At 67.2% G+C, this 14,411-nt stretch carries 15 protein-coding genes; 10 read left to right on the top strand and 5 right to left on the bottom strand.

Translation table 11 applies throughout. The features are described 5' to 3' along the window. Positions 1-99 precede the first annotated feature (99 nt). From OSH07_RS18370 to OSH07_RS18340, 7 genes are all read left to right on the top strand, one after another. Positions 100-807 carry a FadR/GntR family transcriptional regulator gene (locus OSH07_RS18370; RefSeq protein WP_266340136.1) on the top strand — a complete coding sequence of 236 codons (708 nt, stop codon included), beginning with the start codon at positions 100-102 and terminating at the stop codon, positions 805-807. Between the two features lie 7 nt (positions 808-814). Further along, on the top strand, positions 815-2,020 hold the full coding sequence (locus OSH07_RS18365; protein ID WP_266340135.1) for a mandelate racemase/muconate lactonizing enzyme family protein: 1,206 nt from the start codon (positions 815-817) through the stop codon (positions 2,018-2,020). Positions 2,021-2,045: 25 nt separating this feature from the next. Further along, positions 2,046-3,023, top strand: a complete 978-nt coding sequence (locus OSH07_RS18360) for a sugar ABC transporter substrate-binding protein (RefSeq protein WP_266340134.1) — start codon at positions 2,046-2,048, stop codon at positions 3,021-3,023. A 78-nt stretch (positions 3,024-3,101) separates the two neighbouring features. After that, a complete protein-coding gene (locus OSH07_RS18355) occupies positions 3,102-4,085 on the top strand; it encodes an ABC transporter permease (RefSeq protein WP_266340133.1) in 984 nt (327 codons plus the stop codon). Continuing rightward, positions 4,085-4,840 (top strand): ATP-binding cassette domain-containing protein, encoded by a 756-nt coding sequence (locus OSH07_RS18350; RefSeq protein ID WP_266340132.1) that lies wholly within the window; start codon positions 4,085-4,087, stop codon positions 4,838-4,840. Before OSH07_RS18355 ends, OSH07_RS18350 begins: the two co-directional genes overlap by 1 nt. Before the next feature lie 10 nt (positions 4,841-4,850). Beyond that, positions 4,851-5,558 carry an SDR family oxidoreductase gene (locus tag OSH07_RS18345; protein WP_266340131.1) on the top strand — a complete coding sequence of 236 codons (708 nt, stop codon included), beginning with the start codon at positions 4,851-4,853 and terminating at the stop codon, positions 5,556-5,558. A gap of 3 nt (positions 5,559-5,561) precedes the next feature. Further along, positions 5,562-6,449 carry an SMP-30/gluconolactonase/LRE family protein gene (locus tag OSH07_RS18340; RefSeq protein ID WP_266340130.1) on the top strand — a complete coding sequence of 296 codons (888 nt, stop codon included), beginning with the start codon at positions 5,562-5,564 and terminating at the stop codon, positions 6,447-6,449. A 145-nt stretch (positions 6,450-6,594) separates the two neighbouring features. Here the strand turns inward: OSH07_RS18340 and otnI are convergent, their stop codons facing one another. Together otnI and ltnD are read right to left on the bottom strand one after the other, a co-directional pair. Then, positions 6,595-7,371, bottom strand: a complete 777-nt coding sequence (gene otnI / locus OSH07_RS18335) for a 2-oxo-tetronate isomerase (RefSeq protein WP_266340129.1) — start codon at positions 7,369-7,371, stop codon at positions 6,595-6,597. Between the two features lie 7 nt (positions 7,372-7,378). After that, on the bottom strand, positions 7,379-8,314 hold the full coding sequence (gene ltnD / locus OSH07_RS18330) for an L-threonate dehydrogenase (protein WP_266340128.1): 936 nt from the start codon (positions 8,312-8,314) through the stop codon (positions 7,379-7,381). A 232-nt stretch (positions 8,315-8,546) separates the two neighbouring features. On the opposite strand from ltnD, the gene otnK reads away from it, so the two are divergent. The 3 genes from otnK to OSH07_RS18315 all read left to right on the top strand — a co-directional run bounded on the left by otnK (position 8,547) and on the right by OSH07_RS18315 (position 10,731). Then, positions 8,547-9,815 (top strand): 3-oxo-tetronate kinase, encoded by a 1,269-nt coding sequence (gene otnK / locus OSH07_RS18325; RefSeq protein ID WP_266340127.1) that lies wholly within the window; start codon positions 8,547-8,549, stop codon positions 9,813-9,815. Beyond that, positions 9,812-10,459, top strand: a complete 648-nt coding sequence (gene otnC / locus OSH07_RS18320; RefSeq protein ID WP_478293589.1) for a 3-oxo-tetronate 4-phosphate decarboxylase — start codon at positions 9,812-9,814, stop codon at positions 10,457-10,459. Before otnK ends, otnC begins: the two co-directional genes overlap by 4 nt. 137 nt (positions 10,460-10,596) lie before the next feature. Continuing rightward, a complete protein-coding gene (locus tag OSH07_RS18315; RefSeq protein WP_266340125.1) occupies positions 10,597-10,731 on the top strand; it encodes a hypothetical protein in 135 nt (44 codons plus the stop codon). Between the two features lie 116 nt (positions 10,732-10,847). Here the strand turns inward: OSH07_RS18315 and OSH07_RS18310 are convergent, their stop codons facing one another. The 3 genes from OSH07_RS18310 to OSH07_RS18300 form a co-directional block, all read right to left on the bottom strand. Beyond that, a complete protein-coding gene (locus OSH07_RS18310; protein ID WP_266340124.1) occupies positions 10,848-12,125 on the bottom strand; it encodes a D-tagatose-bisphosphate aldolase, class II, non-catalytic subunit in 1,278 nt (425 codons plus the stop codon). Continuing rightward, on the bottom strand, positions 12,125-13,081 hold the full coding sequence (locus OSH07_RS18305) for a tagatose kinase (RefSeq protein ID WP_266340123.1): 957 nt from the start codon (positions 13,079-13,081) through the stop codon (positions 12,125-12,127). The genes OSH07_RS18310 and OSH07_RS18305 overlap by 1 nt, the downstream gene beginning before the upstream one ends. Before the next feature lie 141 nt (positions 13,082-13,222). Continuing rightward, a complete protein-coding gene (locus tag OSH07_RS18300) occupies positions 13,223-14,383 on the bottom strand; it encodes an ROK family protein (protein ID WP_338149893.1) in 1,161 nt (386 codons plus the stop codon). Positions 14,384-14,411: the final 28 nt, after the last annotated feature.

Raw genomic sequence — 14,411 nt, 5'->3', positions numbered from 1 at the left:
CCCGACGCGACGCGCAGGTCAGCGGCACTTGACAGACATGATTCCGGATTCTAATCACAGGTCATGTATAACCTGTCATACAGGTAAGGGAGTTTCGGCATGCAGCCTGATCGAGTGAACGGCGGAGGACTGGTTGGCGACGCCATCGGCGCCATCACCCGCCACATCCGCGAAAACGACCTCATGCCGGGGGACAAGCTGCCGTCGGAAGCGACGCTGTCGAAGGAGCTCAACGTTTCCCGCACCGTCGTGCGCGAGGCGTTCCGCTCCCTCGCGGCGATGCGGATCATCGAGCTCGCCACCGGCAAGCGCGCCACCATCTCGCCGATCGACCATGGCGCGATGTCGCTGATCATCGAGCACGGCGTGCATACCGATCAGATCAACGTGCAGCAGATCTACGACGTGCGCCGGACCATCGAGACGCGCATCGTCACCCTCGCCTCGATCCGCCGCAGCGACGCCGAGGCGGCCGAGATCCTGGCCGAGGCGGCGGCTATGCGCGCCTCGATCCACGATCCCGACCAGTTGATGGAGCACGACCTCGCCTTTCACCGGGCGCTGGCCAGGGCATCGAAGAACCCGGTCTTCGCGCTGATCGTCGGCGCGTTCCAGGGCATCGCCCGCCAGACCTGGCCGATCGGCTGGAAGAGCCGCACGAGCCAGGAAGCGCGCGACGCGATGATCGCGACCCACGAGGAGATCGCCCGCGCCGTGGCTGCCGGCGATCCGCAGAAGGCCGTCTCCGCCATGGCCGTCCATTTTGATGAAAGCGTGCGCGCCCTCCTGTCGGCCGGACTGTCCTGAGGATCCCATGAAAATCACTGCCATCGAGACGGTTCGGATCGCCGAACGGCCCAACCTGCTGTGGGTGCAGGTGCATACCGACGAGGGCCTCATCGGCCTCGGCGAGACCTTCTTCGGCGCCGCGACGGTCGAGGCGCACATGCATGAATACGTCGCCCCGCGCGTCATCGGCCGCGACCCGCTGGAGATCGACAAGCTCTCGGGCGATCTCGTCGGCTATCTCGGCTTCCGCTCGTCCGGCGCCGAGGTGCGCGGCAATTCCGCCTTCGACATCGCGCTCTGGGACCTGTTCGGCAAGGCGGTGAACCAGCCGATCGCCCAGTTGCTCGGCGGCTTCACCCGGCGCGAGATCCGCACCTACAACACCTGCGCCGGCACCGAATACATCAAGAAGGCGACCGGCCAAACGACGGCCAACTACGACCTGGGCGGCGGCCACAAGAACTATGACGACCTGAACGGCTTCCTGCACCGGGCCGATGAGCTGGCGCACTCCCTGCTCGAGGACGGCATCACGGCCATGAAGATCTGGCCGTTCGACATCGCCGCCGAGAAGTCGCGCGGGCAGTACATCTCGCCGGAAGACCTGAAGAAGGCGCTGGTGCCGTTCGAGAAGATCCGCAACGCCGTCGGCGACCGGATGGAAATCATGGTCGAGTTCCATTCGATGTGGCAGCTGCTGCCGGCGATGCAGATCGCCAGGGCGCTCGAGCCGTTCGGAACCTTCTGGCACGAAGATCCGATCAAGATGGACAGCCTGTCGAGCCTGTCCCGTTACGCCGCCGTCTCGCCGGCTCCGATCTCCGCCTCGGAAACGCTGGGATCGCGCTGGGGCTTTCGCGATTTGCTCGAGACCGGCGCGGCGGGCATCGTGATGCTCGACCTGAGCTGGTGCGGCGGCCTGTCGGAGGCGCGCAAGATCGCCTCGATGGCCGAGGCCTGGCACCTGCCGGTCGCGCCGCATGACTGCACCGGGCCGGTGGTCCTCTGCGCTTCCACGCACCTGTCGCTGAACGCGCCGAACGCGCTGGTCCAGGAAAGCGTCCGCGCCTTCTACCGCACCTGGTACCGCGACCTCGTCACCGCACTGCCCGAGGTGAAGGACGGCATGATCACCGTGCCGCCGGGACCGGGCCTCGGCATGGAACTGCACCCCGATCTGGAGCGGGCCTACACCGTCACCCGCCAGATCACGGACGCGACGTCTCTCTAGAATTTCAACGCTCGGGAGGAGCAAAATGATGAGACTGAAAGCAACGGCTCTCGCAGTCGCCATGTTGACCACCGCCTCCGGTCTGGCGATGGCGGAAGAAAAGCTCGACATCGTCTTCGCGGTCCACTCGTCAGCCTCGAACACGTTCTGGCAGGCGGCGAAGAAGGGCTATGACGACGCCTGCGCCAAGGTTTCGGCCAATTGCCAGATGCTGTTCACCCAGACCGAGGGCTCGGTGCCGGAACAGCTCGCCAATCTCGAGGCAGCGCTGGCGCAGAAGCCCGCCGCGATCCTGACCTCGATCGTCGACAACAACGCGTTGGACGACGTGATCCAGCGCGCCCGCGACGCCGGCATTGTCGTGATCGGCGTCAACGTCGACGATCTCGAAGGCGCGAAGGGCAATGCGCGCCAGGCCTTTGTCGGCCAGGGCTTCCTCGCCGCCGGCCATTCGCTCGGCCAGGCGCAGGCCGCGAACTTCCCGGCCGAGGGTCCGATCAAGGTGCTGGTCGGCATCTCGGCGCCGGGCCAGAACTGGTCCGAGCAGCGCGGCCAGGGCGTAATCAACTTCCTCGAGGAGTACAAGGCTTCCTCCGGCCGCGACGTCAGCTGGGAGAAGATCGACAGCGGCACCGACCTCGCCATCACCTCGGACCGCGTCGGCGCCTATCTCGCCGCCCATCCCGACACCACCGCCTATTTCGACACCGGCTTCTGGCATGCCGGCGTCGCCCGCGTCCTCGCCGATCGCGGCGAGGTGCCTGGCAAGGTCCTGCTGGGCGGCTTCGACCTCGTGCCGGAAGCGGTCGAGCAGATGCAGAAGGGCTATATCCAGGTCGAGGTCGACCAGCAGCCCTACATGCAGGGCTTCATGCCCGTGATGATGGTCTACCTCGCCAAGAATTTCGGCCTGGCGCCCGCCAATGTCGACACCGGGCAGGGCATCGTGAAGGCGGCCGACGCCGCCGCCCTCATGGAACTGGCCGCCAAGGGCCTTCGCTAACGCCTGTCCCGACCTGATGCCCCACGGGCGCCCGCGCGGCGCCTGTGGGACCGTGCCCGCTGAAAAGGAACTGCCGCAATGAGACGGCTTCTGAAGATATCGCTGCAAAAGCCAGAACTTGCGGCCGGCCTGCTGCTGATCTGCCTGATCGTGTTCTTCCAGGTCATGTCGCAGGGCGTGTTTCTCGGCGTCGCCAACATGCGCGGCGTGCTGGGCCTGCTGCCGGAAATGGCGCTGGTCGCCATCGGCGTCACCCTCTTGATGATCTGCGGCGAGTTCGACCTCTCGGTCGGCTCGGTCTTCGCGCTGAGCCCGATGACGCTCGCCGTGCTGATGACCATGGGCTGGGGCTTCTGGCCGGCCCTGCTGATCGGCCTGCTGGTCTGCGCGGCCATCGGCCTCGCGAATGGCTGGCTGACGATCCGCTTCGCCATCCCCTCCTTCATCACCACGCTCGGCATGCTGTTCATGGCGCGCTCGCTGACCATCGTGATTTCGGGCGGCTTCCCGCCGCGGCTGAAGACCGACGAGATCCCGATGTGGCTGTTCGTCGAGTTCGTCGGCCCGGGCAACCTGTTCCGCGCCTCGTTCCTCTGGTTCGTCGTCATCGCCATCCTCGTCAGCCTGCTGCTTTCGAGGACCAATTTCGGCAACTGGGTGCGGGCGACGGGTGGCTTCCTGCCGGCGGCCAACGCCATGGGCATCCCCTCGTCGACGGTGAAGATCGCCTGCTTCATGATCTGCTCGGTGCTCGCCGGCCTCGCCGGCACCATCCAGGTGCTGCGCATCGGCTCGCCCCTGCCCTCGATCGGCGAAGGGCTGGAACTCGCCGCGGTCGCCGCGGCCGTCATCGGCGGCACCTCGCTCCTCGGCGGCATCGGGTCGATCATCGGCGGCATCGTCGGCGCTACCCTGATCCGCGTCATCGACAACGGCATGGTGCTCAGCCAGGTCAACGGCAACTGGTTCAAGTTCGCGATCGGCGCCCTCACCATCCTCGCCGTCGTCGGCAATTCGTGGCTGCGCAAGCGCGGCCGCGCCATGAAGGTGGAGACTGCATGATGACCGCGGCACGCGAAGCCAACCACGACCAGCCGATCATCTCGGTCCGCAACCTGCACAAATGGTATTCCGGCGTCCACGCCCTGAAGGGCGTCAGCCTGGATTTCAAGCGCAACGAGGCCGTCGGCCTCGTCGGCGACAACGGCGCCGGCAAGTCGACGCTGATCTCCATCCTGGCGGGCCTGCATCCGAAGGACGAGGGCGAGATCTATGTCGAGGGCCGGCCGGCCGAGATCAACCGGCCGCGCGACGCGATGAACCTCGGGATCGAGACGATCTACCAGTACAATTCGATGGTCCCCAACATGAGCATCGCCCGCAACCTGTTCATCGGCCGAGAGCCGCTGAAGGCCTCGTTCATGGGCGTCGGCCTGCTCGACCAGGCGCGCATGCGCTCTGAGAGCATGGAGGCGATCGCCAATGTCGACCTGCACCTGCGCTCCCCGGACGCGCTGGTCGGCGAATTGTCGGGCGGCCAGCGCCAGGGGGTCGCCATCGCCCGCGCCATGCACTTCAAGTCGAAGGTGATGATCCTCGACGAGCCGACCAACCATCTGTCGGTCAAGGAGACCAACAAAGTCATCGGCTTCGTCAAATCGCTGAAGGAGCAGAACGTGACCGGCATCTTCATCAGCCACAACATGCATCACGTTTTCGCCTGCTGCGACCGCGTCGTCGCCATGGCGCTCGGCAAGGTCGTGCTCGACAAGCCGATCTCCGAGACGTCGATCGAAGAAGTGCACGACGTCCTGTGAGGAGCGCGCCATGACGATTTCCGGAAGACACGCCCTGATCACGGGCGGGCTCGGCACCATCGGCCGGGCGATGGCGCAGAAATTCATCGCGGCCGGCGCCGTGGTCACGGTGCTCGACCGCCCGGGCTCGGAGCCGCTCGAAGGCGCCGGCTGGCTCGGCGTCGATCTGAACGACCTCGCGGCGGCCGAGGCGGCCGTAGCCCGGCTCGACCGGCCCGTCGACATCCTCATCAACAATGCGGCGCTGATCCTCAACAAGCCGCATGAGGAATTCAGCCTGCAGGAATACGAGGACCAGGTCCGGGTCAATTCCTCGGCCGCCTTCGCGCTGACCCGCGCCTGCGCCGCCGGGATGAAGACGCGGCAATGGGGCCGGATCGTCAACCTGACCTCGATCACGCTGAACGGCCAATGGGACGGCTATGTCCCCTATGTCGCCTCCAAGGGCGCGATGCTGGGTCTGACCAAGGCGTTCGCCCGCGAGCTCGGCCGCTACGGCATTACCGTCAACGCGATCTCGCCGGGCGCAGTGGTGTCGGAGGCGGAGGACCGTGTCTTCGCCGACCGGCTGCAGGAATTCCAGGACTGGGTGCTGAAGCAGCAGAGCCTGAAGTCGCGCGTCCAACCGGAGGACGTCGCCGACCTCGCCGCCTTCCTCTGCTCGGACGCGGCGCGGATGATCTCCGGCCAGAACATCGCCATCGACGGCGGCTGGTGAGCCATGACGGCGAACCTCGTCCTCGATGCCGCGGACAGCGTCGGCGAAAGCCTCGTCTGGGATGCGGAGCGCCAGCGCCTCGTCTGGGTCGACATCATCGGCCGGCGCATCCACGCCTTCGATCCCACGAGCGGCGACCACCGGATCTGGCCGCTCGCCGGACGCCCGACCTCGATCGGCCTGCGCGCCGATGGCGGCGCGATCGTCGGGATGGAGCGCACCATCTGCCTGTGGGACTGGCACGGCGAGCCTGTCCCAGTCTGCGAGGTCGAGCCCGACCTCCCCGCCAATCGGCTGAACGAGGGCGTCGTCGCGCCGGACGGCAGCTTCTGGATCGGCACGATGCGGAACAACATCGCCGCCGACGACAGTCCGCTCGACGCGCCGGAAGAAACCGGCAGGATCTATCGCTACAGCCCGGACGGCCGGCTGACGCGGCTTTCGGACGATAGCTTCGCCATCACCAACACCTTCGTCTGGCCGGCCACCGACCGCTTCGTCACCGCCGATACGCCGAAGAACACGCTCTACAGCTACCGGATCGGCGCCGACGGGCTTCTGTCCGACCGCAAGATATTCCAACAGGGATTCGGCCGAGGCCTGCCGGATGGCTCGACCATGGACGCGGAGGGGTTCCTCTGGACGGCGCGGGTGGTCGGCGGCGCCTGCCTGACCCGCACGGCCCCGGACGGCCGCATCGACAGAATAGTCGAGCTGCCCTGCTCCTGGCCGACCAGTTGCGCCTTCGGCGGGCCGGATCTCGCCACTCTGTTCGTCACCTCGGCTCGCTTCACCATGACATCAGGACATCTCGCCGCCAATCCGCAGGAGGGCGGCCTGTTCGCGCTCGACGCCGCGGTGAAGGGCCTGCCCGCAAACCGGTTCGGCTAGATCCTTTCCGTGTTTCATCGAAACACGAAAAGGATCAGGCTCTCTGTTTGGCCGCATTTTCTTGACGCGAACCGGTATCCCCTTCGCTCGAAAGCGCTCTTGGCCGGATGACGGGCGCCGCTTGCGAAGGCGCCACCTCCCAATCTCAGCGCAGCGTCGTCTGCTTCATCCAGCCGAGACCCTCCAGCGTCGCGCCGGCGGGCCGGTATTCGCAGCCGACGAAGCCGTCATAGCCGAGCCGGTCGAGTTCGTTGAAGATGCGGAAATCGTTGAGTTCGCCCGTGCCCGGCTCGTTGCGCAGCGGCACCGAGGCGATCTGGACATGGCCGATCACCGGCAGCAGTTCCTCCAGGCTCTTCACCACGTCGCCATGCAGGATCTGGCGGTGGTAGATGTCGTACTGGAGCTTCAGATTGGGCAGGCCGAGCTCGTCGATGATTTCGCCCGCCATGTCGAAATCATTCAGGAAATAGCCCGGCATGTCGCGCCGGTTGATCGGCTCCAGCACGATGTCGATGCCGTGCGGCTCCATCGTCGCGCAGGCCATGCGCACGGCGTCGCGGTAGCGCTCGCCGGCCTCGGCCGAATGGCTCGGCGCCAGGCCCGCCATCATGTGCAGCCGCTTGACGCCGGTCGCCAGCGCATAGTCGAGCGCCTTCATCACCGAGGCGCGGAACTCGTCGTGCCGACCCGCCAGCGCGGCGATGCCGCGCTCGCCGGCCGCCCAGTCGCCCGGCGGCAGGTTGAACAGCGCCTGCTCCAGCCCCGCCGCCTTCAGCCTGCCGGCAACGTCCTCCGGCGAGAAATCGTAGGGAAACAGGAACTCGACGGCCTTGAAGCCGGCATCGGCGGCGGCGGCGAAGCGATCGAGGAACGACCACTCGTTGAACATCATCGAGAGATTGGCGGCAAAACGCGGCATCGGAGTCTCAGTCCTTGTCAGTGGAGGCGGCGGCGCCAGGCAGGTCGATGCCGGCGATCCTCGCGTAGAGGCGTGCGACGGAGGCGTCGTCATCCTTGCCCATTCCGGCGGCGGCCGTCATCAGAAACATCTGCAGCGCGGACGAGGCGATCGGCGTCGCGAACTTCTCGCTGCGGGAGATGTCGGCGATGATGCCGAGATCCTTGGTGAAGATCTCGACCGCGCTCTTCGGCGAATAGTCGCCGTCGAGCACATGCGGCATGCGGTTCTCGAACATCCAGGAATTGCCGGCCGAGGCGGTGATCACCTCATAGACCTTGGCGATGTCGAGCCCGAGCCGCTTGGCGAAGACGATCGCCTCGGAGGCGGCGGCGATGTGAACGCCCGCCAGCAACTGATTGACGATCTTGAAGGAAGCGCCGATTCCCGGCTCGTCGCCGAGCAGATAGAGCTTGGCCGACATGGCGTCGAGCACCGCGCGGGACTTGTCGATCGCCGCCGGCCTGCCGGAGACCAGCATGGTCAGCGCGCCTTCCGCCGCCCGCGTCGCACCGCCGGAAATCGGCGCGTCGACATAGAGGCGGCCGGTCGCCTCGACGGCGGCGGCAAGCGCCCGCGCCCGCTCCGGCGCCATGGTGGCGCAGGAAACGATCACCGCGCCAGGCCTGGCCGAGGCCAGCACCCCGCCCTCGCCGAGCAGCACCTGTTCCGTCTGGTCGGCATTGACGACGACGACGACGAGAATGTCCGCCCCGGACGCCGCCTCCGCCAGCGACGCGGCGCCGGCGCCATGCGCGGCAGCGAACTTCGCCACCACCTCCGGCCGCGTGTCGAACCCGGTGACGGCGAAGCCGCCGCGCGCCAGCGATTGCGCCATGCCATAGCCCATCGAACCGAGGCCGATCACCGAGACCCGCGGCCCGGACACTTCGTTCGCGCTCATGCGTCAATTCCTTCTGCCAGAGACGACCGTTCCCGGATCGCCGAATGCTAGCGCTGTCATTTCTTGCGGAATCGTCATGACAGCGCTAACAGTAGCCATTACTTGCCGAGCCGGGATGCCCGCCGTCAAGCCCGGGGGAGGGCGAAAATGTCTTGCAACGCACCATGTCGCGGCCAGCCGGTCCGTCCCCTGCCCGCCCCTCGGACCTAACCTCCTCGAAGGACCTCATCGCATGCTGCTTGGATGCATCGCCGACGATTTGACAGGCGCAACCGATCTCTCGCTGATGCTGTCGCGCGAGGGCCTGCGCACGGTGCAGAGCACCGGCCTGCCCGGCGACGATCTCGACCTCACGGAAGTCGACGCGCTCGTCGTGGCGCTGAAGTCGCGCACCATTCCCGCCGCCGACGCCGTGGCGCAGTCGCTCGCGGCAGCGGAGTGGCTGCTGGCGCACGGGGCCGAGCGGCTGTTCTTCAAATATTGCTCGACCTTCGATTCCACCGACAGGGGCAATATCGGTCCGGTGACGGAGGCGCTGCTGAAGCGGCTCGACGCCGGCTTCACCATCGCCTGCCCCGCCTTCCCGGCGACCGGCCGTTCGATCTACCAGGGCCATCTCTTCGTCAACGGCGTGCCGCTCAACGAAAGCTCGATGCGCGATCACCCGCTGACGCCGATGCGCGATTCCGACCTTCGCCGCGTGCTGCAGCGCCAGACCGAACTGCCGGTCGGGCTGGTCGCCTATGCCGATGTCGATGCCGGCGCACCGGCCATCGCGAAGGCGTTCCAGCGCGAGCAGGCGGCGGGCAAGCGCATCGCCATCGTCGACGCCCTGCAGGACGCGCATCTGCGCGAGATCGGCAAGGCTCTGGTGGACCTGCAACTCGTCACCGGCGGCTCGGGCATCGCCATCGGCCTGCCCGCCGCCTATCGCGACGCCGGGCTGATCGACGAACTGACGCCGCCGGCGACCTCGATCACCGCCCCGAAGGGACGCGGCGCGATCCTCGCCGGCTCCTGTTCGGCAGCGACCCGCGGCCAGGTCGCCAAGGCGCAGGAGGCTGGGTTGCCGACGCTGCGGATCGATCCGCTCGAGATTGCCGCCGGCAGGCTGACGCCGGCCGAGGTGATCGACTGGCTGGTGTCGCAGCCGGCCGACGTGACGCCGCTGGTCTATTCGAGCGATGATCCCGACAGCGTCCGCGCCGTGCAGGAGAAGCTCGGCCGCGACAAGGCCGGCACGCTGGTCGAGGACCTGCTCGCCGCGGTGGCTTCAGCGCTGCCGGAAAAGGGCTTCACCCGCCTGCTCGTCGCCGGCGGCGAGACGTCGGGCGCCGTCGTCAACGCGCTTGGCGTCAAGGCGCTGTCGATCGGGCCGGAGATCGATCCCGGCGTGCCGTGGACGTTGAGCCGTTCCGGTCCGGATGTTGCGCTGGCGCTCAAATCAGGCAATTTCGGCGCGCCCGATTTCTTCCTCAAGGCATGGAGTTCGCTCGCGTGAGCCAGACGTCCCAAACCGAATCCGCGCTGCGCGAGCGGATCTGCAAGTGCGGCGCCTCGCTGTTCCAGCGCGGCCTCACCTTCGGCTCGACCGGCAACATCTCGGTGGGCCTGCCGGATGGCGGCTGGCTGATGACGCCGACCAATGCCTCGCTCGGCGACCTCGACCCGGCCAAGATCTCGAAGATCGACGCCAGCGGCAACCATGTCGGCGGCGACAAGCCGACCAAGGAAGCCTTCCTGCACCGGGTGATGTACAAGCAGCGCCCGACCTGCGAGGCGGTGGTGCATCTGCATTCGACCCATTCGGTCGCGGTTTCCTGCCTGCATCACATCGACCATCATGACTGCCTGCCGCCGCTAACCGCCTATTACATCATGCGCGTCGGCAAGCTGCCGCTGGTGCCCTACCACCCGCCGGGCGACGAGAGCCTGGCGCTGGCGGTCGAGAAGCTGGCCGACAAGCACCACGCCGTGCTGCTCGCCAATCACGGCCCCGTCGTCGCCGGCAAGAGCCTGGAAGACGCGATGTACGCGACCGAGGAGCTGGAGGAGACGGCCAAGCTGTTCCTGATGCTGCGCGGCGAGGCCACTCGACCGCTGACGCCCGAACAGGTCGCCGAACTGCGCAAGCGCAACAGCTGAAGCAGGGTGGCGGAACGCCATTCTTCCTCGTGAGCGGGGCCATCGGCGTCGCTCACGAGGGTTTGACGCATCCCTCCTTGAATCGTCGACTGCGAGGCAGATCTTCCCTCACCTGTGGTTGCACAGGGAGGGATGAGATGAAGATCTTTGTGGCTCTGCTTCTGTTCGCCGCGTCGCTGGCCGGCTGCCAGACGAGCGACACCTCGACCGGCGGCAGCTTCACCAGCTGCCAGTCAATCGGCACAGGCGGCACCGCCGACGTCATCTGCTGACGCCGACGCGGGTCACGGGGCTTGTTGCGGACGAGGCGGCATCACCGCTTCGCCGAGCTCGGCTTCTTCACCTCTCTCGTGGGGAGAGGTGAAGCGCGGCCTCCGGTGAAAATCCCCTACTCCGGCCGGCAGGCGCGGCCGTAGAGCTGCAGCATCCGCGTTACGCCGCGCTCCAGCAGCGCGTCGGCGGTGGCGACGGTTTCGCCGCTGCGCACCGCTTCCGCGTCCTCCGCGAGGTATTGCGCGACCAGCGGCTCGGGGATCGTCCGGCCCTTCAACGTCGCCATCAGCTTCGCCACCGCGCGCTCGGCCTGCTCGTGCGGCCAGTAATAGCGGATGCGGTCGCTGTAGCTGTAGTGACGCAGCACATGCTGCTCGTCCGGTGTGCCGGGATAGTAGCGCTGCCAGTAATTGGGCTCCGACAGCATCAGCGCTTCCATCGCCTTCGCCAGCGCGCGATTGCCATAGGCAGCGTCGAGTTCGGAGGCGATCAGGTCGAGGCCGTAGAGCGTCTGGCGCAGGGCGAAGGTCAGGCCCGGGCCGACCTTCAGGATGGGGAAGCCGTCGCGGACCAGCGTGGCGAGCGCCGCCTCGGGCTGGTAGTCGGTCGAATGCGCCTCGAACACGAACTGCGTCTCGTCGCCGAGAACGGCGATCAAGTCGCGCGCCCGTTCCGGCCGATAGACGACGACCTTGTCGTGGCCGAATTCGACGCCCGGCTGCACGACGAGGCCGATGACGCGGGCGAATGCCTCCGTCAGCCCCGCTTCCGCGAAGACGCGGCGGTGGGTGGCGATGGTTTCACGCGCCGCCGAGGCGAGCGTCGGCGGTACGTCGTCGAGATCATGCAGCGCTCCGCCCGGCGTCGGCACCTCCGTGCCGATGATATAGACGGGCAGCGTCAGGCCGTTCGCCTTCGCCGTGGCCTCGGCGACGGTCGCGAGGCGGGCGGCGCGATGCGCCGTCGTCTCGTCGTCGAGGCCTTCCGGCTCGCCGGCGCAGCCCATGCTGGCGTCAAGATGGATCTTGGTGAAGCCGGCGGCGACATAGGCCGCGACCATGGCCTCGGCCTTGGCCAGCGCCGGCTCGGCCGGCAGGCTGCGCCAGGGATTGGGACCGAGATGGTCGCCGCCGAGGATCAGGTTCGCTGTGTCGAAGCCGACTTCGGCGGCGATGCCCTCGACGAAGCGACGGAAGTCGGCCGGCTTCATGCCGGTATAGCCGCCTTCGTGATTGACCTGGTTGCAGGTCGCCTCGATCAGCACGACGGTGTCGGTGCGCAGGCCTTCGCGCAGCGTCGCGCGGATAACGGCGGGATGCGCCGAGCAGACCGAGGTGATGCCGCGCGTGCGGCCGGCCTGATAGTCGCGGGCGAGTTCGGTCAGAAGGCTCATCAGGCTGCTCCCACCGGCGTCGCGGCAATGAAGGCATCGAGCTCGGCGAAGGACGAGGTGCCCTCCATCGGCCCCTTGACGGTGACGGTGCGCGCGCCGGCCGCGTTGGCGTAGCGCAGGCAATCCTCGACCGACTTGCCGAGGCGGCGGGCGACCAGGAAGGTGGCGCCGAAGCTGTCACCGGCGCCGGTCGGGTCGATTTCCTCGACGATGAAGCCAGGAACGTCCGTCCGGCCGTCGCGGTCAAAGTGGCTGGCGCCGGCCTTGCCGCGCTTCAGCACGATCTCCTTGACGCCGGCATCGAGCAGCGCCGCGATGGCGCGGCCTTCGTCCGCTTCCCCGGAGAACAGGGACAGTTCCTCGCCCGAGGGCAGGAACAGGTCGGTCGCGGCGAGCACGGTCTGGAACGCCGCCTTGCCGGCCGGGTCGCGCAGCATCTCGACGCGGATATTGGGATCAAACGACACCGTGCCGCCGCGCGCCTTGATGGCCGGGATCGACGCGCTGACCATGCCGAAAACGGCGGGGACCGGCAGGCCGGAGCCCATGACATGGAGATGGCCGGCCTCGGCCAGCACGGCCCCCGCCTCCGGCGTCGCGGCGATGCGGCCGGCGGCGCTGTCGCGCATGTTGAAGACGAAGTCGCGGCCGCCATCGGGACGGTAGCGGACGAAGGCGCTGCCGGTGGCGGCCCCCGGATGGATGGCGACGGCCGAGACGTCGACGCCGTCCTGCTTCAGCCGCTCCAGATTGACGGTGCCGAAATCGTCGTCGCCGACGGCCGAGACGATCGCCGCGGGATGGCCGAGCTTGCCGACCTGGTCGATGAAGATGGCGGGGGCACCGCTCGGGAACGGACCGATCAGGGTCTGCGCCTCGAGGAAGCCATGGCCGAGCGTGGTCGCCATGATCTCGACGAGGATCTCGCCGATGGTGACGATCTTGCCTTCAATCATCGATTTTCTCTCCCTGGGCGCCCTGTCAGGAGCAAGATACATTTTCGTTCTACGCAACGGCCGTTCTTCACCTCTCCCTCAGGGAGAGGTAAGCAAGCAGATCCCGATCCATCGATCTCCATACAGCGCCGACAGCCCACGTCACGTCTGAAACAGCGTGATCGGCTGCGCGCTCGCATAGATCGCGCTTTCGTCGATCGAGAACATGCGCTGGTGCATGATCAGCGCGCCGCCAAGCGCCGGACCTTCGAGGCCGAGCGAGGAAACCTCGATCTTGGGCATCGGGAACCCTTCGAGGAATTCGCGCCGCATGCCGGCCTCGACCTCCTCCGCCACGAAACGGAACAGCGGCGCCACGGTGCCGCCGAGGATGATCACGCCGGGATTGAGCACGCTCGAAAGCTGGATCAGGCCGATGGCGAGCCCGCCACCCCACTCGCGCACGGTGCGGATGGCGCTCGCGTCGCCGGCTTCCAGCGCCGCGATCAGCTGGTCGAGGTCGGCGCCCTCGGCGGCGCCATTGGCGCGATAGCGCGCCAGCACGGCGTCCTTGCCGATATAGCTTTCGAGATGTCCGGGCTTGTGGCGCCCGCCATAAAAGCCCTCGCTGCCCAGCACGATCTGGCCGAATTCGCCGGCAAAGCCGGTCGAGCCGCGAAACAGTCGCCCGCCGATGACGATACCGCCACCGGCGCCGTTCTCGATCAGCAGGAAGGCGACGGTCTCGGCGCTGTGCGAGGGGTCGCGATAGGTCTCGGCAATGGCGAAGGCGTTGGCGTCGTTCTCGATCGAAACCTGCAACTCCAGCTGCGGGAAACGGGCGGCCAGGCGCTCGGTGATCATCGCCTTCAGGTCGACGTCGCGCCAGCCGATGATCAGCGCGTTGATCACCTTGCCCTCGGCGTCGAGCAGCGCCGGCAGCGTCACGCAGAGCCCGCGGATCAGCGCCTTGTCCGCAAGGCCGTCGATCACCTCGCCGATCATCGCCGCGACGCGATCGATACCGGCCTCGAGCGGCTGCTGATGGGTTGGAAACGGGGTGGAGATGCGGCGGATCTCGTTGGCGCAGAGGTCGATGGCGACGACGGTCAGCCGGTCGACGCCGATCTCAGCGCCGAGGAAGGTGGCGCCGGCCGGATTGATCTCGATGTTGATGCCGGGACGGCCCGTTTTCGCGGCGGTCTCGCCACGGCCGCCATTCGGCAGCTCGACCACCAGCGCATCAGCCATAAGGTTGGCGATGATGTGGCCGGTCGTCGACCGGTTCAGGCCCAGCATGCGCGCCAGATCGGCCCGGCTCATCCCACCGCTTCGAAACAACGCGTTGAGC

It is taken from the genome of Kaistia nematophila, from assembly GCF_026343855.1.
Classification (GTDB): Bacteria; Pseudomonadota; Alphaproteobacteria; order Rhizobiales; family Kaistiaceae; genus Kaistia; species Kaistia nematophila.
Note: the sequence above shows the minus strand (reverse complement) of the source record. Positions and strands in the feature narration are given on the sequence as shown.